The sequence below is a fragment of the Haliea salexigens DSM 19537 genome (assembly GCF_000423125.1).
Classification (GTDB): Bacteria; Pseudomonadota; Gammaproteobacteria; order Pseudomonadales; family Halieaceae; genus Haliea; species Haliea salexigens.
The window spans coordinates 1-20209 of sequence record NZ_AUHJ01000030.1; the positions used below are offsets into that span (position 1 = coordinate 1).

Consider the following 20209-nt stretch of genomic DNA (forward strand, 5'->3'; position numbering starts at 1 on the left):
GTTCGTATAGTGGACTCACTAGACGCGGCCACTGCGGAAAAGTGGCAAGGATGACCCCACCTTGCGCAAGCGAAAGGGGTAGGCAGAGTCTCGTTGTTTTGGAATCTGCTGAACGCGTCTCTCAGGGCCTGTTTAGGCGCAGCGGTCAGTAATGACCGGGTCCATCTTCGAACTATCGCCGTGCCGCATCATCCGGGTAGCGCTCATTCAAGCCTCTCCCGCTCCGTATGGGGATCTGTTTTAAAACCGCTGTTGATAGTCGGGCGCTCATGCCCGGTTTGAACGACAGTCTCTTCAATCACGCAAGCACACTGGCGGTCAGTGCGTTCTGCTCAATCCAGCAGGGCTAATTCTCCGGAACGTAATAAAAAGACCGGAACTGACGATAACCAGACTCCCAAGCCAAAAGAACGGGCTCAGCGCTTCATCAAAGATGAAATAGCCAAGTGCTACACCGAACAGAAGTCTGGAGTACCTGAATGGAGTGACCGTGGAGACTTCTCCAATACGCATCGCTTTCATCAGTGCGATATAGGCAATCACTCCGCAGAAAATCGTGCCTATCAAGGCAAGGCTCGCGTGGCCGCTGGGCCAGACAATTTGAGTTCCACTCCATAGCGAAACGATTCCACCCGCCATGATGATTGCGAGAAAGCCGTAAAAACCGAGTGCGAATGTACTTAACGATTGTGGCGCAGCTCTGCTCGCCAGATCACGCCCAGCAAACCCAATCAGCCCGATCACGGCCAATACCGACAGCGGTGAAAACTCATCGCTATTGGGACGCAGAATAATCATAACTCCGATCAGGCCCATAGCTATAGCCAGCCATTTCAGCAGTGAGACCCTTTCGCCAAAAAACAGTGCTGCACCTAACACCACAACAACGGGAGTCGCCTGCAGGATCGCAGTGGTGGTAGATAACGGCGTTAACGCCAGTGCCATGAAATAAAACATTCGTCCGATAACCTCGCACATCATCCTCACGCACATAACAGGTGATTGCACGGCAATTAGAACCGGCTCTTTTCTCCAGAGCAGCCCCAGCCAGAAAACGATCGAGCCTCCCAAACCGAACAACAAAATCACCTGCTCAATCTCCATGGATTGGGCAGCTTCCTTGAATAGCGCATCTTCTGCTTGTAACCTGAGTTGATGACCTTCGCCGGCCTGTCTGGGTTTAATCTTTAAGGCTTCTTCCCTTCTCAGGCCAAAAGCCGCTTGCAGCTGCAAGCTCATTTTTGTATGCGGGTCATTTATCATCTCAAGACGCTCATGATCTAAAGTTCTTGCCTTAGCGTTGCCATTGGCAACGTAGTTCCTGTCCGGTATCCCGTAAAAATCATTGGAACGAGCAATGACGTTTTGTTTATTCACCGCTCTGGCCCACCAGCGCAGGTTAGTCATGCGGTTTTTTATCGTACCGATGGATAAACCCTGTTCTCTCCAGTGTTTCACCAAGGCATCAATATGCTTGGGCTTCAGGGAATGTTTGGTCATCCCCCTAAAACCCAGCTCATGTAACTGATCCGCTATTTGGGTCAGTTGGTGTTCACGATTACTCCGGGTGGCATAACTGCCTTCCCGGTTATTGCGGCAAAGCCCTTTCAGTTGGTAGTTCAAGTCTTTCATCTGTGTATCAATCCATTTTTGGTTAGTGTTTCTGATCACCAACAAGCCGTAGCTTGAATGGCCTGCTTAAAGCAGAACGATCACGGGACACAACGCCCACCTTGACCTGAATGTGTCTGGCCATAGACAGCAGGTTTGTTCTCCGTTGAGACATGGTTCCTGCAAACCAATTGACCGGAATCCTCCGGGGTGCTTAAGACCTCCTTTTAAGAGTGAATTGGAAAATGAGCAAAAAGCGAAAAAACAGCAGACGCAGTTAGCCCTAGACGAAAGTAATCGCGTAATGCGATGAATTAAAAAGGTAGCCTGTAATACATCGCTCAGGCTTGTGTTGAAAGATGCAGGGTTTGCCTGCTAAGTAGAAGATGAGTCCAGCGAATAACGACAACTACCCGCTGCGTGCGATAAAAGACCCGTTTCGCACAATGCTCCGTTTGCTTGCGCAAGGTGGAGCTTGCCTTACCACTTATCCACAGTGGCGGGGATAGAACCGGTAAAACCGTTAATGACGGTTGATGGGTGCCAGTATAGGAACCCATCATTTGCTTGTCAGGAGGAAATTCCGACGCAAACGGTCGTGGTTATTGGTACGCACGCCCTCGTCACTACCCAACTTGGTTGGTGCAGTGACGTGGGCGAAGGCCTGTATGACGAAAAAAAATCAGGGTGGTTACAGTGTAACCACCTAACCAACATCAAAATTTGGTGCTCGGTAGAAGAAAACGACTATTTTTGCTCGCTTACACTGTAAGCAGAAAAATTTATTGACTCGCTTTTTCGGTTTTAGGTGGCATTTGCGGGTAGTTGGAGCAATAAAAATCTATTCACTCACTGGCGTGGTTAAATAGTTTTTTTGTAGCATTTGCCTTGTTATCGCTTCAATTTTGCTACAAATTATTTAATAATTTGCATCCTCAATCTTGCCTATAATTCTAAAATATCGAAATGGATTATTTAACTTATAAAAGCCTTATAAGCCAAGTCCCTCTGGAAAGCAATTGCCGGATTCGCTCTATATACACGTCAGTGCGCTTTCAGCTATTCCCGATAAAGTGTCATTTTTTGTATTGAAAATTGCTTCGGCACTTAAGTTCGCCCGAAAATATTTTTTTCTGTACCTACAAGCCTAATACTTAGCCTCTAATACTCAACAACGATTTTGCCAAAATGTTTACCCGTAGCCTGATACCGGAAGGCATTTGCAAGATCGCTAAGTTTATAACTACTGTCAATAACGGGCTTAAGGCCACTTGCATTAATCGCCTTCACCATATCTTCCTGCATTCTGCGATTACCCACCATAACAGTCTTGATTTGAATCTGCCTACTGATCATAAGCCGGAGATTAACTTCCGCACCAACACCCTCGAGAACACCGATGGATGAAACGTTACCGCCAATCCGGCAAGCAGTAATCGATTGATTCAATGTACTGCCACCTACGTCCAGTGCATGATCAACACCGCCGCCAGAAAGCTCGTAGACCTTTTGCCCCCACTCCGGAGTTTCTTTGTAGTTAATGAGCTCATCAGCTCCCAAAGCCTTCATGCGCTGCAATTTTTCATTTGAAGAAGAGGTAGCAAATACAGTGGCGCCAGCCGCCTTGGCAAACTGAAGCGCAAAAATGGAAAAGCCACCACTGCCTTCAACCAAAACCTTGTCGCCAAACTGCAATTTACAATCAGCAAAAAGGCTGCGCCACGCTGTTAAAGCCGCACACGGCAATGTCGCCGCCTCTGTATAGCTAAAGCCTTCGGGCATCAAGGTCAATGAATGTTCATCAACAGCACTGCGTTCACTCGCGTAACCTTCACAGCTATCACCGGGTATGCGGGCAATATCAGCAGGGGTGGCAGCTCCGTCAATCCAATCAGGAAAAAACAGAGACATCACTTTATTGCCCACCGCCCATTTTTTTACATCAGAACCAACGGCAACCACCTCACCCGCGCCATCAGACATGGGAATAATGTCACCAGCAATGGGCTTCATTCCCGCTACTACCGCGAAGTCGTGATAATTCAGCGAGCTGGCGTGCCAACGAACCAAAACCTGATTCGAAGCAAGTATTGGTTCGGGCAAGTCAAGATATTGGAAATTATCCAAACTACAGGGGACTTTGACAAAACAAGCTTTCATTCTAACTCCTAACAATAAAATAGATCACACTTGCCCAAACGGGCAAGACAACGGCTGGCGCTCTCTCAAGCTCTCGCCGACCCCACCGTAATTTACCTCCAGTACGCCGTTATCAACCGTCTCATACTCTGTATGGTTCAGCCCCGCATCTTGCTCACTGTTTAAACTCATGACCCCACAGGCTAATACGATCATGTATTACCGGCTTCCAACTCGCTTCATCATCAATAGTGATACCACCATAGCCCAACTCAAACATAAATTTTGAAGGAGTCTGTGCGTAGAAAGTCAGGTTTTTATCATTCGAGTGTTGTCCGAGGCTAACCGCGATCACAACCCCTGCTTCTTGAAGCCGCTCGTAGGTGGTTCCAAAATCAGACAAGGTGTTAACTTCCAAATGAAAGTGATTGAGTTTGTTAACACTGACATCACCCAAGCCTTCCGCATAAGCTGCCGAATGATGCCGAGGGTTTGTGTGTAAAAAGGATGCATGCATCATGCTTCCGTCTGGCATTGGCTGATAAATATAATCTGAAAGATCTGCCGACATCACCTCACGCATAAACTTCTCGTCGGCCAAGTGACCGTTTGAATTAAACGCGGCATGGCCGACCCCCAAATCACCCGTAACAAAGCCACCTTCAACTTTGTCTGAGTTAAATTCACCCGCTTCGCTTAAGTTGTGCGCTATTTCAAAACGCGTACCGTTTAAATCAACAAAATGAAAGAACTGATCTACACCTCGCAGTTGTGCCTCCGCAACGCTTCCTTCCTCTACGTTAATGCCTTGACCCTTGATGTGATTGCGGCGTTGTTCAAGCTCTTCAATCGAGTCGACTTCCCAGCCAAACCATGCAATATCATCTGCTGCACCTTCGATACAATGAACACGGCGTGCTTTTTCATCAACACGAAAAAATAAGCCTTCTGCACTCCTTTCAACACCAACACCTAGCAGCTCGCCATAGCGCTCCCAAGCATCCATATCAGAAACTTCAAACCCAAAATACGCTGTTTTAATCGTCATATACTTCTCCAGTAATTATTAGTAGTCGTTCTCACGATTCGATTAAAGCTGACCCTCTTTAGACATAGTCAAGGCAATATCTTCAATCATATCTTCCTGTCCACCCACCGTGCGACGCTTGCCCAACTCAACTAAAATATCTCTGGCTGATACGCCGTAGCGCTTTTCAGCACGCTTTGCGAACAGTAAGAATGAGCTGTATACACCCGCATAACCAAGCGTCAAAGCATCTCGATCAATGCGAGCCGCAGAATCAGCCATTGGGTAAACCAGGTCTTCCGCCACGTCCATTAACCCGAACAGGTTAATGCCGGTGTTGGCTTCCATTCGCTCTAACACAGCAACTAATACTTCCAAGGGTGTATTGCCTGCACCAGCCCCAAAGCCTGCGGCAGAACCGTCAATGCGTGCGGCGCCAGCCTCCATTGCTGCGAGGGAGTTCATCACTCCAAGGCTTAAATTGTTATGGCCATGAAAGCCGACTTCTGTTGCGGGATTTAATTCGCTTCGTAATAAGCTAATCCGCTCGGTCACGTCGTCTGGCAGCATAAAGCCTGCCGAATCAGTACAATAAATGCATTGGGCACCATAGGATTCCATCAGTTTGGCTTGTGTGAGTAGCTCATCGGCGGAAATCATATGCGCCATCATCAAAAACCCAACCGTATCTAAGTCAAGTTCGCGCCCGTATTGAATGTGCTGTTCAGAAACATCCGCCTCGGTACAGTGGGTGGCAACACGAATGGTGCCGATACCACAATCGTAAGCCATTTTTAGTTCATCAACGGTGCCAATACCGGGAATCAGTAGCGCCGATATTTTGGCGTTTTCAACAACGTCAACGACTGCACGCAAATACTCTTCATCACTGAAGGCAGCAAAACCATAGTTAACGGAGTTACCGCCAAGACCGTCGCCGTGGGTAACTTCAATTAAGGGCACGCCGGCTTTATCTAAACCGCGAGCAACGGTTTTCATTTGTTCAATGCTGATTTGATGCTGCATAGTGTGCATGCCATCACGAAGACTCATATCGTGAATGGTTACTTTTTTGTCTTTCAAATTCACTTGATTGTCCCCTTAGATCTACGCTACTGAAGTGGCTTGTAGTTTGCGTGCAATAGTCTCACCGGTTTGCAATGCTGCCGATGTCATAATGTCCAAATTACCGGCATAAGTGGGTAAAAAATCGCCCAAGCCCGTCACTTCCATAAAAACGGATACACGCTTGCCGTCAAATACCGGGCCGTTTACCAAGCGGTAACCGGGAACATACTGCTGAACTTTCGCCACCATGCTGTGAACGGATTCAGTAATTTTGGCTTCGTCAGGGGTTTCTGCTGTTAAGCAGTGAATGGTGTCGCGCATTATCAGCGGTGGTTCAGCAGGGTTCACCAAAATAATGGCTTTGCCCTTTTCAGCACCGCCCACTTTTTCAATAGCACTGGCAGTAGTGCGGGTAAATTCATCAATGTTTTTACGTGTGCCGGGGCCGATGGATTTTGCCGCTACTGTGGCAATAATTTCGCCATACGGCACAGCCTGAACCTGTGAGACTGCCGCAACAATAGGAATAGTTGCTTGGCCACCACAGGTCACCATGTTGACATTGTTGGCACCACCGGCGAGCACTTGTTCTAAATTAACTGGCGGGATGCAATAAGGTCCGATGGCAGCGGGGGTTAAATCCACCATCGCCGCACCTAATTCGCTCACTTTGCGGGAGTTCTCTGCATGGACATAAGCCGAGGTGGCATCAAAGCAAATTTGTACGCCGTCTTCTACCAGCGTTGGCAACATACCATCCACGCCTTCTGCGGTGGTTTTTAAACCGAACTCCCTGGCTCTTTGTAGGCCCGGTGAGGCTTCTTCCACACCCACCATCCATACCGGTTCGATAATCTCTGAACGTAACGCTTTAATCAGCAAGTCTGTGCCGATATTACCGGGGCCGATAATCGCTACTTTAATTTTGTCTGTCATAATTTTCCCAACATCACACAAAGTTGATAGAAAGATCGCCTATGGAGCTAATGGTGAGGGACATGTTGTCACCGGCCACTACTGGCTCCAAGGGCACGAGAGAACCTGCAAGAATAATATCTCCAGGGTTTAAAGAAACACCGTATGCACCCATCACATTAGCTAACCACGCAACGCAGGTGAGTGGGTTGCCCAATGCGGCAGAACCCAAGCCACGGCTCAAAAATTGACCGTTCTTTTTTACGATCATTTCGCAGTTAGGTAAGTCGAGCGCTTTAGGGTCAACCGCCGCTTTGTCGTTCAGGGCAAATACTCCACAAGAAGCATTGTCGGCAACGGTATCTTCAAGGGTGATTTTCCAATCAGCAATGCGAGAATCAACCACTTCAAAACAGGGCATAACGGCTTCGGTTGCCGCTAGCACGTCAGCTTCTGTGACGCCGGGCCCTATCAATTGTTTTTTCATGACAAAAGCAATTTCACCTTCAGCCTTGGGTTGAATTAAGTTACCCGTTAAAGGTACTTCATCGGTAAAAATCATTTTGTCGGTTAAAAAACCAAAATCAGGCTGGTCTACTTTGAGCATGTCTTGTACTGCTTTGCTGGTTAGGCCAATTTTTTTACCAATCACCTTTTCGCCCTGCGCCAGTCTTTTTGACAAAATACCTAGAGAAATTTGATAGGCATCATCAACCGTAATGTTTGGGTATCGCTCTCGCAGAGGGGCTACGGTTGTGCGCTCCGTGAGTGCTAAAAAAAGCTCGTTTGCGGCGGACTGTATTAAAGTGTTGTCCATTATTTAGCCTTACTTGTTAGTAAATTCTTGAAACGTACCGTACTGGCCTTGAAAAAACACCAACGGCTTTTTCGCATCGCCAGCCTCAAGGTTTTCAATAAGCCCAATGACAATCTCATGGTCTCCGGCATCATGCACAGCCCAAACAGAGCAATCGATCCACGCCAAGCAGCCATCAAAACGGGGGTTTCCGCTAGACGTTAGCGAGTATTCCAAGCTATTAAGCACATCCGGCTCGCCTTGAAAAATCGTTTGGCAAAGCGCTTGGTGGTTTTCAGCCAGCACGTTGACACAAAACTTCCCGGACTTTTTAATTGAAGCCCAACTACGGGATGTTTTAGCCGGCAAAAAGGCAACCAATGGAGGCTCCATTGAAACAGAAGTAAAGGTGCCTACAATTTGCGCAACGGGATGTTCAATACCTTCTTGCGCAGTTATTGCGGCAATACCTGTGGGGTATTGCCCTAGTACACGACGATAAAGCTGGGGGTCTATAACCATCTTAGTTCAACTACCTTTTATATTTTTCAAAAGCCCTTAGTTACCCTTTGCCAACAGCGAACTAGCTCAGATTTTATAACTCAAGCAACTTCAAAACTGCCCTGTCGCTTCACTTCAGGAGGCCACGAATTATTGCCATTAAGTCTAAAAGGGGCTTGATGATGTTGCACTATTCATTCACGCCATATACTACTGAAAAGCCGCCAAAGCGTAGCTAACCAAACCAAGTGCGATCAACGAGTTGGCAACCCGATGAGTTCAAAGTAAATAGCTACGTCACCAATCCACTTCTGGCTTAAGCATTAATAAAATCATCAACCAATACATTAAATTCATCGGCCCTTTCCCACTGCGCCCAGTGACCGCACTTTGAGTAAATATGCATATCGGCATTAGGGATGAGCTTTTGTAAAATAAACCCTGCATCAACCGGGATAACACGATCCTCTGCACCCCAAACCAGCAAAGTCGGGCAGGCAATGTTTTCTACACCCTGACGCCACAAATGATCCTTCGGGTGAGCCATAAGGCCTCGTAAGGGTGGGTTTGCAAGCGTCTCAGGCAAGGTGCTAATGCGGAAACGCTCTTCAAGTAATTCTTGGGTGATTGCCGAACGGTCATAAACTAACAGGTCAGTGATACGCGATAGCTTTTCGAGGGTAGGGCCCTCGCCTTCATAGTAATCGAACATTCGCTGAAGGCCTTCAGTCGGAAAAGGTGAAAACATGGGCAGGCCGCCCCCCGGCCCCATCAGCACCAAGCTGGATACTCGCTCTGGCGTATCCAGTGTAAGGCGCAGTGATGTCATACCACCTAGCGAGTTACCAACAAGGTTTGCCTGTTCAATACCCGCATCATCCATCACATCACGCACCGCATTGGCAAGCGAGACAACTAAACCATCAGGTTGAGCGCGTCTGGCTGATTGACCATAACCGGGCAAATCGACAACGATGACACGATTGCGCTGTGACAGTGGGTCAACATTTTTTTTATAGTTGCTGTAACCATAGGCACCTGCACCGCCGCCATGAATGAGGATAACTGCGGGGCCTTCACCTTTTTCTTGATAGTGTACGCGGCCATCAGCGGCATCAACGTAGTGGCTTACGAGTGTTGATTCAGTTGTCATATTGGTTTCCATTAAATTTTATAGCAAAAGGGCTTATTGGCTTTCTTACGTTTTACGCGTTGCCATCTGCCAAGATTCGCCCGTATTGATCACGGATGGCCTTTTTGTCGATTTTACCGGTTGCGGTTAGCGGAACCTTGTCGATAAGAATACGGTCCGGCGTCCACCATTTTGCAATGCGAGGTTCAAGCCATTTGCGCATGGCTTTCTCGTCAACGGAACCCTCGGTTAAAGGCTCGATTAACATAATCGGTCGCTCTTCCCATTTGGGGTGAAACACCCCTGCGACAGCCGCCACTTTTACACCGGGGCAGCCTACGGCAATATTTTCTAAGTCAATCGAGCTAATCCATTCGCCACCGGATTTGATCACATCTTTTTTGCGATCAGTAATACGCATAAAGCCGTATTGATCAATGGTGGATATATCACCCGTATCAAACCAGCCATCGGCATCAATTACCGGTTTATCCACACGGTAATACTGTTTTAACACCCACGGGCCGCGGACCATTAATGCGCCAGAGGCTTCGCCATCGTGCGGTAGCTCATTGCCGTCATCATCAACAATTTTCATGTCGATACCGAACATCATACGGCCTTGCCGTGTCCAGATAACTTCGTTTTCTTCGTCTTTACCCAATGCAGCAAGTGCAGGGGTTGGGGTTGAAACAACACCTAGCGGGCTAGTTTCTGTCATGCCCCAGATTTGTTGCACCTTCACACCGCGGCTCTCAAAACTTACCGCCATATCACGCGGCACGGCTGATCCACCAATAATCACACGCTGTAATGTGCCTGGGGTTTCGTCCTTTTTATCCAGAAAATCAAGGTACATGGTCCAAATAGTAGGAACGCCGCCGGAGAAGGTGACACCTTCATCGCAGATCATTTGTTGCAAACTTTCGCCATCAAATTTATCTGCAGGGAAAACAAACTTCACACCATTGATGGCACCCGCAAAGGGCAAGCCCCAAGCCGTTGCGTGATAGAGGGACTGACAAGGCATCACCACATCAAATGCAGAGAAGTTTAATGCGCCACTCAGGCCTGAGGCCAAACCATGTAAGACAACCGAGCGATGGGAATAAAGCACACCCTTCGGGTCGCCGGTTGTTCCAGAGGTGTAGCACAGGAACGCACCTGCATTTTCATCAAGCTGCGGCCAATCGAAGCTGTCGTTTTGGTTTTTAATTAGCTGTTCATAGCCTTGCCAACCATCAAGGGTTCGCTCGGCATCAGTCAACAAGATAAAGTGTTCAACCGTATCCAGTCGATCCTTAATGCGCTCAACAATATCAACCATATTACGGTCAAGTAACAACACCTTGCTGCCGGCATGATTGATGGTAAAAATGAGATGTTCGTCAGGTAAGCGTGGATTTGCTGTATGTAATACAGCGCCCATACCCGGTACGGCAAAAAACAATTCAAAATGACGATGGGTATTCCAGGCCATGGAGCTAACGCGGTCACCCGGCTGAACACCCAACGCCTTTAACATCTGTGCAACTTGGGCTGTACGTGGCCAAGCATCTTTATAGCTATAGCGCCAAACAGGTTCGTCAATGTTTTTTGAAACCAGCTCTTGGCTAGCATGAGCAACCGATGCAAAGCGCAGTACATCGATTATATTAAGAGGGCTGTCCTGCATCAAACCGGGCAGTGCCATTTATTTACTCCTATATAAAGTACTTGCAGCCAAGCACAAAAAACCATTTACAAACATGGCTTTTATACTGCCAAAAAACTTTATGCCATGCGGAACCTACATGAAGAAACAAAGAGGGCCAATCAACAACGACCCTCTTTGTTTTAGTCCTTAGAAGCTATACCGAACCGTTGCGCCATAGGTACGCGGTGGCGCATAACGGGGCATCGAAGTTGCCGTTTGCACACTTTCATCAGCGGCAAAGTCATAAAAAGCAAACCAGGTATCATTACCGTACAACACGATATCTTCATCCGTTAGATTCTGACCCCAGAGCGAGAACTCCCAACCAGAAGCTAATGTCAACCCTACACTGCCGTTAACCAAACCGTCAGTTTCAGACTCAAACTGTGGCGCATCATTGAATTCAAGGCCATAACGCTCTTTTTTCAAATAGTCGATATGTGCATTGATACTGCCGCCATTATCCAGAGGGTAGTCAAAGTCCAGCGCCCCCATCATAGGGATAGCAAAATAAGCCTTAAGATAACGATGGCTATCCCAGTCCATCATAGCAATCGTCATCCCTTCGTCAGCACCGAGGCCTGAGAGAAAACTAGCCAGACGACCTATACGCTTATTAAATTCCTGATAGCTGTATCTACATTGATCTCGATAAATAATTTCCTGGGCACCCGAAGTTATAAGGGCGCCATTCAATAAATGGCGGATGGTGAGCGGAGACGAATAAGCTGCCTCCGCTGGTTCAGAAAACATCAATGGCATAGTTAAGCCTCAATATGTAAACCCTTAAAAACTAGCGTACTAATAAGACCCTCATTCCGATTACATTCTATCCTTTGATAATAGCGTAATCGGAATTCAGAAGGTCTACGCCCTACAAAAACAACAGAAATGAACCCCAACCCCTGGGCTTGGAAATACTGAATCAATACTTAAACGTCACAGACGCTCCATAAGTGGCTGGCTTGTTGGTGTAACGACCTATAGTATCGAATGCCGCAACTACATTGTTCCAGTAATATTCATTGAAAACATTCTTTCCCCACACCGAGACGCGCCAGCGCCCATCTACCGATTGAATACCAGCTCGCAGGTCCACTAGACTGTAATCGTTGATTTCAAAAATGGATGCGTCACCAACTGCTGAATCAGCGAGGGTTGCCGGATTGAGGTCACCACCAATCACTGAGACCGTATCTGAGTTGTAGGTGTAGCTCCCACCAACAAAACCGTCAAAAGTATCCGTCATTGGGAATTCATAATCGATATTTGCCCCAACCTGATATTCTGGTGTAAAGGGTACAGTCGTGCCAGAAAAATCAGCGGGAACACCACCAGCATTAATCCCAGTGAACTCATCAATATTAGTGTCAAGATAGGCAAAAGTGGTACTAACTATTAAACCTGAAACGGGTCGCGAGACAAGCTCTAGCTCTAAACCCTTGATTGTCGATTTCGGTATATTCTGTAGAACATCAAGAATACCAAACGGCCCGCCATCCTGCTTCGAACGCAACTGTTTGTCAGTATAATCATAATAAAAGACCGCTCCATTTATCTGTAAAGCGCGGTCAAATACTGACGCTTTGAACCCCCCTTCGTAAGCCAAGACCGACTCCTGCGTAACAGGAAGGTATTGGTTAAACTCAAAGGCTGACACTGTTGGGAAGCTCCCTGCCTTATAACCCTTCGAGATATTAGTATAGAGCAATAAATCTGAATGAGGATTCCAGTCAAGACCAATACGCCAAGAAACATTATCTTCATTCAAGGTGTCAACATAATTACCCGGGGCACCAATTGGTACACTACCGACGGGCTGGTCAAGCAAGTTAACCGCGAAGCACTGGCCAGTTTCGTATGAACCAAAAGATCCGCCCAGTAATATGTCAAAGAAGAATGGACCGGTGTCATTCGCCCCCCCAGTTGGATCCATATTACAGCTGTCGACATTGGTTTTTGCATCGGTGTAGCGAACACCCCCTTTTAACGTAATGGTATCTGCAACATCATATTCAACATTACCGAAGAACGCATAATTCGTCATTTCCTGAAACGATGAATAAATGGTTTGACTGATGGGGTATCCTAGAGCAAAGCCAAGCGTCGCATTAGACGAGGTATTTGAAATGTCCAGATGGACTGTTTGATCAACATTGCTGTTTTCGTAGTTGGCCCCAAGAACCCAGCGAAGAGCAGACTCACTGCCATTAGACAATCGCAATTCTTGAGAAAAGCTATCAATTTTACCTGCATTATCAAGAAGGTCGATATCACCTGTCGGCAACCCATCGCCCTCATTGCCTTGCGTCTGCTTGTAATCCACATAGGCGGTGAGCGAAGTTAAAGAGATGCTGTCCGTCAGATCGATATCACCGCGTAAAGACGCCTGCCACATACGGTTATCGGCACTCGGAAGACCAGGCGTCCAATCGGCCGCACGCTCTTTCAGTGGAGAGAAAGGCGCAGCCTCAACGCCCGAATCAAGGATAGCATTTTGCGGGATCAAACCAATATATTGTGGCGCAGCAGTCTCACTCTTATCTTTCCAGCCATTAACATTTAGAAGAAAGCTAGTGCTATCGGTCGGTTCAAAAGCAAGTTGCAGACGACCCATATAATTTTTGACTTCTCCGTTAGCGTCATTGGGACGACTGTTACTGACCTGCCACCCGTCAGCACGTTCAACCCGGCTCGACAAACGCGCTTTCAGAGTATCAGACAGCGGGCCACTGACAAAACCTTCTCCGATCACTTCATTAAACCGACCGTAACTCAGATTAACACCCGCGGAAAATTCGTCGGTCGGCTTCGCAGCGATATAGTTGATCGCCCCACCCGTAGCGTTCTGTCCAAAAAGTGTACCCTGCGGACCCTTGAGCACTTCGACACGCTCAAGGTCATAAGCAGTATGAGCTGCTAGAACAGGGAATGATAAAGGAACCTCATCAGAGTAAACGCTGACTGTTGGATAAGATCCAATCGATGTTTCGTAAAACCCGACCCCACGCAATGTATAGATTGGGGTATTATTTGCACTGTTCGTATAACTCAACCCTGGAATGGTTTGAGCCAAATCTGATAAAGAATTAATCTGCTGATTGATAAAGGTATCGCCTGAAACAACCGCAACAGTCAATCCAACGTCGTTCAGATTTTGGGTACGCTTATTTGCCGTAATAACAATCTCTTCCATCCCACTTGCGTGCGGAGCATGTTCTGCAAAAGACAACCCTGCACCTATTGAAAGCGAAGTCCCTAATGTGCAATTAATAATATGACGTAAGCCTAGCTTAGAATTAAATGTTCTCATCTATACATCCTTTTAGTATTAAGTTTTTTTAAAAATGTAAGATTGTCCTGCTGGTTACATATCACTGCTACACTCATTGGTGACATTAACACCGCTGTCATCCTCTTCGATTGAAGTAACACTGTCACTAAAGACATACTCGACACCTTCACAAGCCATTTCCTGAAGCATATCTGTCAGGTCATCTCTCAGAATTTCCACATCGCCAGCTTCACCTTCTCCTGCACCAAAGTTACCGTCTGTTTGCCAAATAACCTCGCCATCCGCATTAAAGCGAGTGATTTCACGCATATTAACGGCAACTTTTCGGCATGCATCAAGAATCCCCATGCGCTCCGCCACTTCGACGGCAGTACCCCTGAGATCGATCGCGAAACCACCTTTCCTTGGCCCTGGCGCGCGCTCAACAACGGTGACATTAAAACCGTAACGATTAAGCCAGTAACCAAGACTTTGGCCGGCGGACCCTGAGCCTGAAATTAGAATGGATGTATTTTGTAACTCTTTTGTCATAACTCATTACCTCTTATTGGTACAGGCAGCTCAGGTGAAAGCATGTGATAAACCCACCCTGGCCTGTGTTTATAGATATTCTTATTTAATTGCATCTCAACTCTATTCGATCGCTACTCACTGCTCAGAGAAAAAGCTCGCTATCATGGACTCGCAATCGTTAGTGCTTGGCCCTTTAAACCAGTTCATCGCATTTCGCTCTGGATCGCCCGAATAAAGCCGTTCATAAAGACCCTGCCGTGAACCAAACTCAGTACCCGTCATATCCCAGGCCAGCTTCAGCAACTGCAAGCGCCCCTTGGAATCAACACCTTGCGCCACAAGATAACGATCCATCATCGACCCTACATCATCTCTGTTGTAATCAGCTTCAGTTGGAGCCAAGCTACCGGAGCCTGCTGCCAGGCGTAATACATCGACTGCCTTGGTATTAACAAGGGGGAAGAGAAAGTTAAGCGCCGCATAACCAGAGGCTGTTTGGAAAACAGGCTCACTGACACCATCACCAACGACGGCTTTTTTCCCTTCGCTGTATGCCTGAATACGCTTTTGGGTATCAACAAGCGTAGCCGTACGAATGCCTTCGGCAACATTAACCCAGCCTACCAGCTCTCCAATTGCAGCCTGAAAGCGCGGCGTTTTGTCCCGCTGGTTCATTCTTGCAACGGCTGTCGCCATACCTGTCAGGAAGCGCAATTTCATCGTAGAACGCGTACAAGCCTGGATCCCCGTATAACCAGCACCATATTGCATAATGCCGTTGTATGCTTCCAAATCGCCGTTAACAATTAAGCGTTCGTTTGGCACGAAAACGTTATCGAACACCAAAATAGCATCGCCTTCATCAAAACGCGTGGTTAGCGGCCGGTCAAAGGCATTTTGTCCATTGTCGTATGTCTGACGAGCCAGAATCGAAAGGCCTGGCGCATTCATTGGAAGCTGAAATGCCAGAACGAAATCTTCTTCGCCAGGTTTTCTGGGGAAATACGGCCCGATGTAGCATTCATTCGCCACCGGCGCGAGGGTTGATAACATACGGCAACCGCTAACAACCACACCGTCATCTCGGCGCTCAACAACACGAACGGCTTCATTAGGCGCATCATCTTTGGAACGATCCGTTTGAGGATCAATTAGTGCGTGAGTCACTTGCAGGTCATTTTCACGACAATTATCTACAATTGCCTGAGCCTTATCTGCCGCTTCGGTTTTACCGATGGCACGAAGCGCACAAACCTGATCCATTAGGAAAGCTGACATAAAATCGGTTAATCGACCCATCAAGCCGAAAGTCGTTTTAGTTCTCAAATGGTAGCAAGCAGAGAGCTGACCAAGCTCACCCTCCGTTTTCGCCTCAAGATAAGTTTTACTTACAACATCTCCCGTCGCGGGTGATGCAAATGTAAGAATATCTTTATACGCTGAATCATGCTGCTGGTCGTACACGCCAGAAATGGTATTAATGACGCCCTGCATGGGGCCATACTCAGTAACATCCGTTACCAGCTTCCCATCAACAAATAACTGCCGGTTGTCGCGAAGCGATTCTTTATATTCCTTACCTGTTTTTATACCCATTGAAGACCTTCTTATTAGTTGACATTAATTTCGTACATAGCCGCTTACAATTACCGAATTGTTGTGTGCATTATCAAATAGCAATCGGGGCTTGCAACTACCCACAAAGCATGAAATGTGCCAGAACAAAAATAAGAGATTATTCTCTATTAAAAACAACAGGTTGAATTATTTCTTGCGACAATTACACCTAACGACACTGACGTAGCTTTTCTAAAATATAATAAATTTACAACATTTCACCACTTTATCTTGTAATATTCCGACAAAACATTGTTCGCTGCCTAAAAGAAAGCGCCTACGTAGAATGAGGAAGTCCCTTTGACACACAAAAACCAACAAGAAGAGGAGGACTTATCATCTTTCCTCGTCGAGCGTTTTCACGTCGACCTTGACCAAGGCACACTGTGGGTTGATGACCACCGCATGCTTCTACTTCAAGCCGATTGGTTTTCCGACATCCACAAACAAATCATTGCATTGGCCGGTGTTGAGCAAGCCAGAAAAACGATCACTCAGCTGGGTTATTCTGCAGGTGTAAGAGATGCGAATCTGGCAAAGAAAATATATCGCAACAAACCCTTGTCTGAAATTATGCTTTCAGGGCTGCAGTTTCACGCCTTCCAAGGGTTAACCGTGGTGGAATCGGTAGCCTCCGATTTCACGCTAGACCCTCAAAAATTTTATATCGAAGCTTTTTGGAAAAACTCAATAGAAGTTCAGACACAGGAAACACAAGCTGAGAAAAAACAGCCTTCCTGCTGGATGGCCGTCGGCTACTCTTCGGGCTTTCTCTCCACCTGCGCCGACAATGAAATTATTGTGCGTGAGGTAGAGTGCATATCCATGGGCTGCTCTTCCTGCCGCTGCATAGCCCGTTTTGCCGAAAACTGGGAGAACATTACTGAGGATAGAAAATACATCCCCACATTAAATGCACCCGAACAAACCGACAACAAAATCGAGATAACCCACTCGAATAACCTTCAGCCAGCATTACATCCTGAGGCAAAGCCCCATAACAAAGAACCCGTAGAACAAGAAGTGCCCATCAACACGCCGACTGTTCTGGGGAACTCACCTACGTTTAAAGCAGTGCTTCATCAAATTGAATGTGTTGCAGACACCATGACACCCATATTTTTACTGGGTGAAAGTGGTGTTGGTAAAAGCTTGCTGGCCCAGAAAGTTCATTTAGAAAGCCCTCGCGCGCATGCTCCTTTTGTTACCGTTAATTGCGCCACAATCCCTGAAGCATTATTTGAAGCAGAGCTTTTTGGCGTACGAAAAGGCGCCTTCACCGGTGCTGACGCCAGCCGTGCAGGTCGTTTCGAGGAAGCTCAAGGCGGCACACTGTTTTTGGATGAAATTGACACCTTGTCTCTTGCTTCGCAGGCAAAGTTACTCAGAGTTATTCAAACGGGTGCATTTGAACGGCTAGGCGGCGCTAAAACCCAGCAAGCTGATATTCGGCTTATTGCGGCAACAAACAAAGATCTCGCCGCTGCAATTGAGGCTGGGGAATTCCGAAAAGATCTGTTTTTTCGAATTAATATTTTCCCCGTTTCTATCCCCCCGTTGCGCGACCGGATAGATGATCTGCCACTTCTTATTGAAAACATCCTTAACCGCTTCTCTCAAAAACACGGCAGGGCCATTTCTGGCTGGACGGCTGAAGCCTACCGCGCCATGCTATTGCATCCTTGGCCCGGAAACATAAGGGAGTTGGAAAATGTTATTGAGCGTGCCGTAATTCTAGGCAAAAATCACGAACTACTGAACCTGTACCATTTGGTTTTTGGTCATGACCGTCCAACAAACACACATCACCTGTGGTTGAATTCCGAAGGGCAGCTCATCAGTGACAACAACCCTCTTAACGACGATAATACCCTTGAGAAACCCTGGGTAAAAGAGGCTCTGGGTGATAGCAGCCAAACCCTACCTGATTTAGAGCGCACGCTGGTACTTGCAGCAATAAACAGCTGTGAGGGGAATGTTGCCAAGGCAGCAAAGCGTCTTGGAGTCACTCGCTCCCAACTGGATTATCGACTTAAAAAATGGCGTAAGGACGATAAACAATAAAGCACAACATGAGATAACTGATGACTCACAACACAACAAATAATAGAAAATATTGCTCGCAATGCGCCAGTATCCTTATAAAAAAATGTCCTAATGGCGACACATGCGAGCGATCAGTTTGCGAAGACTGCGGACACATAGAGTACGACAACCCTAAAGTTTTAGTCGCATGCTTTGCCACATTTGAAAATAAATTATTATGGATGCGGCGTAAATACGAGCCCATGGCAGGGTATTGGTTTATTCCCGCCGGTTTTATGGAGCTAGGAGAAACACCTGAAGAAGCCACATCCAGAGAATTATTCGAAGAGACTTGTGCTGTTATACCTCCAGAAAACCTTGACTTTTTTATGATTGGATCTTTACCTGATATCAGCCAAATATATCTGGCCTATCGTGGTGAAATAGCGGATATTAAGGCCATCCAAACAACCGACGAAGCTCTAGAAACATGCCTTTTCACTGAAGATGAAGCCCCGCTAGATAAATTAGCTTTTCCGACTGTTATTGAAACTTTCCACCTATTTTATAAAGAGCACAGGGAAAGTAATTATGGCGCACACAAGGCATCGGTTGTTAACAATAAACACATCCTTTCACCACTTGCTAGCAAAGCTAAACCTAAGCAGGCACACCCAAAATGAATGCACATTGCGAACGATTTAACCACACCAGAGCCTTAACCAAGTACCTCTTGTGACAATCATCAACCACGATGCAATATGTGATGGACTCGTACATAGCATTGACACGTTACAACTGCAAGATTAAATTGGTATTTTGAAATTGCTATACTTCCATAGCGGGACAAGAGTAGTATTCAGGAAGATCTGTTTAATATAGCTATGAGAGTGGTGACAGCACACTCAAATTATCAATAAACATCATTACAATAATAGACGGATGTATATGGGCGAGAACAACCTATTTTTTACACCAGTATTCAGCAAGCTCACAAGCTTACCCTGCCTGTTTGAGCACTGCAGCGATATAACTCGCTCAAGCAAATACGTTTGTCATTTCCAAATGGGGCACGCTTGAATGGCAAGGAATAATGACACTGATATCGTCAATGAGTTCAACCACGAAGGACTCAAGGCTAGCCAAACCATCATTGAAGGCAGCGGAAAGCACCTTGATCATATTTCAACGCTGGATTTATTTGCCAACAATTTTGAAAAAGACACACACAGCCATGAAGAAGCCCAGCTTTTATTGGTGATTAGAGGCTTGGTTACCTTTGACGTTCACAATACGAGCAGGTGGCTAGTGCCACCACAAAATGCAATATGGATCCCTGCGGGTATAGAGCACAGCATGACAGGTATTGGTGAAGTTGAGCTGCATTGCGTATACCTTGATCCCGGCCAGACCGACATAACCCTTGCGAATTGCTGCACCGTTGGTGTGTCCCCTTTGTTGCGTGAACTTATCATCAAAATGTCTAACCTTCCTGGACACATAGATGTTAATGGCCCACATGCGCGACTGATTACCACGATGCTTGATCAAGGCATAGGACATATTAACGGCCTATCGAGAGTAGACATCCTCGCTGATTGTTCTGCCCGGACCTGCGGACCTGTCGAAGTTTCCATCTATTGACCCGAAAATCCTGTTTGCGGCGTTGAACATGTTATTCCTATCCGGTCAATTCTGAACGAGCGCGCGCAACCGCTCGTGCCATGCGGTTTCCCTGGCTTCCTTGCTAGTGGGTTGATGTTGGTCTGGAATCCCTCCCAGCGAAAAGTGACAACGTTCCAGGTGGCGCTCTGGTCGGTGGCACCAGCAATGGCCGAGCCGGCGTTTCCTGTTCTTTCTGGCGCAGGTGAGTC

16 protein-coding genes are annotated in these 20209 nt (G+C 46.9%); 3 read left to right on the top strand and 13 right to left on the bottom strand.

What is annotated here, in order from left to right; genetic code table 11:
• Nucleotides 1–318: 318 nt before the first annotated feature.
• The 13 genes from G533_RS22805 to G533_RS0118135 all read right to left on the bottom strand — a co-directional run bounded on the left by G533_RS22805 (nt 319) and on the right by G533_RS0118135 (nt 16289).
• On the bottom strand, nt 319–1632 hold the full coding sequence (locus G533_RS22805) for an EamA family transporter (protein WP_084639144.1): 1314 nt from the start codon (nt 1630–1632) through the stop codon (nt 319–321).
• A gap of 1140 nt (nt 1633–2772) precedes the next feature.
• Complete coding sequence (locus G533_RS0118080; protein WP_027951146.1) at nt 2773–3771, bottom strand: zinc-dependent alcohol dehydrogenase family protein; 999 nt, start codon at nt 3769–3771, stop codon at nt 2773–2775.
• Nucleotides 3772–3925: 154 nt separating this feature from the next.
• Nucleotides 3926–4798: a VOC family protein gene (locus G533_RS0118085; protein ID WP_027951147.1), complete on the bottom strand. Its 873-nt coding sequence runs from the start codon at nt 4796–4798 to the stop codon at nt 3926–3928.
• A gap of 42 nt (nt 4799–4840) precedes the next feature.
• Complete coding sequence (gene dmpG / locus G533_RS0118090) at nt 4841–5866, bottom strand: 4-hydroxy-2-oxovalerate aldolase (RefSeq protein WP_027951148.1); 1026 nt, start codon at nt 5864–5866, stop codon at nt 4841–4843.
• Between the two features lie 18 nt (nt 5867–5884).
• Nucleotides 5885–6781, bottom strand: a complete 897-nt coding sequence (locus G533_RS0118095) for an acetaldehyde dehydrogenase (acetylating) (protein WP_027951149.1) — start codon at nt 6779–6781, stop codon at nt 5885–5887.
• A 13-nt stretch (nt 6782–6794) separates the two neighbouring features.
• Entirely contained in the window at nt 6795–7577 is a 783-nt protein-coding gene (locus G533_RS0118100; RefSeq protein ID WP_027951150.1) for a fumarylacetoacetate hydrolase family protein, read from the bottom strand.
• A gap of 9 nt (nt 7578–7586) precedes the next feature.
• Entirely contained in the window at nt 7587–8078 is a 492-nt protein-coding gene (locus G533_RS0118105; protein WP_027951151.1) for a flavin reductase family protein, read from the bottom strand.
• 295 nt (nt 8079–8373) lie between these two features.
• Nucleotides 8374–9210: an alpha/beta fold hydrolase gene (locus tag G533_RS0118110; RefSeq protein ID WP_027951152.1), complete on the bottom strand. Its 837-nt coding sequence runs from the start codon at nt 9208–9210 to the stop codon at nt 8374–8376.
• A 52-nt stretch (nt 9211–9262) separates the two neighbouring features.
• Nucleotides 9263–10882, bottom strand: coding sequence for a long-chain fatty acid--CoA ligase (locus tag G533_RS0118115; protein ID WP_205622660.1), 1620 nt, complete (start codon nt 10880–10882; stop codon nt 9263–9265).
• Between the two features lie 150 nt (nt 10883–11032).
• Entirely contained in the window at nt 11033–11647 is a 615-nt protein-coding gene (locus G533_RS24635; protein WP_144079951.1) for an AMP-binding protein, read from the bottom strand.
• 163 nt (nt 11648–11810) lie between these two features.
• Nucleotides 11811–14198: a TonB-dependent receptor gene (locus G533_RS0118125; RefSeq protein ID WP_084639146.1), complete on the bottom strand. Its 2388-nt coding sequence runs from the start codon at nt 14196–14198 to the stop codon at nt 11811–11813.
• A 54-nt stretch (nt 14199–14252) separates the two neighbouring features.
• A complete protein-coding gene (locus G533_RS24195; RefSeq protein ID WP_084639148.1) occupies nt 14253–14711 on the bottom strand; it encodes an FAD-dependent monooxygenase in 459 nt (152 codons plus the stop codon).
• 117 nt (nt 14712–14828) lie between these two features.
• Nucleotides 14829–16289 (bottom strand): 4-hydroxyphenylacetate 3-hydroxylase N-terminal domain-containing protein, encoded by a 1461-nt coding sequence (locus G533_RS0118135; protein ID WP_027951157.1) that lies wholly within the window; start codon nt 16287–16289, stop codon nt 14829–14831.
• Nucleotides 16290–16610: 321 nt separating this feature from the next.
• On the opposite strand from G533_RS0118135, the gene G533_RS0118140 reads away from it, so the two are divergent.
• The 3 genes from G533_RS0118140 (at nt 16611) to G533_RS22820 (ending at nt 19979) form a co-directional block, all read left to right on the top strand.
• Nucleotides 16611–18374, top strand: coding sequence for a sigma-54-dependent Fis family transcriptional regulator (locus tag G533_RS0118140; RefSeq protein ID WP_027951158.1), 1764 nt, complete (start codon nt 16611–16613; stop codon nt 18372–18374).
• Nucleotides 18375–18394: 20 nt separating this feature from the next.
• Complete coding sequence (locus G533_RS24200; protein WP_084639150.1) at nt 18395–19018, top strand: NUDIX hydrolase; 624 nt, start codon at nt 18395–18397, stop codon at nt 19016–19018.
• Between the two features lie 397 nt (nt 19019–19415).
• Nucleotides 19416–19979, top strand: a complete 564-nt coding sequence (locus G533_RS22820; RefSeq protein ID WP_051230651.1) for an AraC family ligand binding domain-containing protein — start codon at nt 19416–19418, stop codon at nt 19977–19979.
• Nucleotides 19980–20209 lie beyond the last annotated feature (230 nt).

Excerpts from the sequence above, each read along its gene's own strand:
- G533_RS0118080 (WP_027951146.1), bottom strand. The coding sequence starts at position 3,771 with ATGAAAGCTTGTTTTGTCAAAGTCCCCTGTAGTTTGGATAATTTCCAA.
- G533_RS0118115 (WP_205622660.1), bottom strand. The coding sequence starts at position 10,882 with ATGGCACTGCCCGGTTTGATGCAGGACAGCCCTCTTAATATAATCGAT.
- G533_RS22805 (WP_084639144.1), bottom strand. The coding sequence starts at position 1,632 with ATGAAAGACTTGAACTACCAACTGAAAGGGCTTTGCCGCAATAACCGG.
- G533_RS24635 (WP_144079951.1), bottom strand. The coding sequence starts at position 11,647 with ATGCCATTGATGTTTTCTGAACCAGCGGAGGCAGCTTATTCGTCTCCG.
- G533_RS0118100 (WP_027951150.1), bottom strand. The coding sequence starts at position 7,577 with ATGGACAACACTTTAATACAGTCCGCCGCAAACGAGCTTTTTTTAGCA.
- G533_RS0118095 (WP_027951149.1), bottom strand. The coding sequence starts at position 6,781 with ATGACAGACAAAATTAAAGTAGCGATTATCGGCCCCGGTAATATCGGC.
- G533_RS0118085 (WP_027951147.1), bottom strand. The coding sequence starts at position 4,798 with ATGACGATTAAAACAGCGTATTTTGGGTTTGAAGTTTCTGATATGGAT.
- G533_RS24200 (WP_084639150.1), top strand. The coding sequence starts at position 18,395 with ATGACTCACAACACAACAAATAATAGAAAATATTGCTCGCAATGCGCC.
- G533_RS0118110 (WP_027951152.1), bottom strand. The coding sequence starts at position 9,210 with ATGACAACTGAATCAACACTCGTAAGCCACTACGTTGATGCCGCTGAT.
- G533_RS0118125 (WP_084639146.1), bottom strand. The coding sequence starts at position 14,198 with ATGAGAACATTTAATTCTAAGCTAGGCTTACGTCATATTATTAATTGC.
- G533_RS24195 (WP_084639148.1), bottom strand. The coding sequence starts at position 14,711 with ATGACAAAAGAGTTACAAAATACATCCATTCTAATTTCAGGCTCAGGG.
- G533_RS0118135 (WP_027951157.1), bottom strand. The coding sequence starts at position 16,289 with ATGGGTATAAAAACAGGTAAGGAATATAAAGAATCGCTTCGCGACAAC.
- G533_RS0118105 (WP_027951151.1), bottom strand. The coding sequence starts at position 8,078 with ATGGTTATAGACCCCCAGCTTTATCGTCGTGTACTAGGGCAATACCCC.
- G533_RS22820 (WP_051230651.1), top strand. The coding sequence starts at position 19,416 with ATGGCAAGGAATAATGACACTGATATCGTCAATGAGTTCAACCACGAA.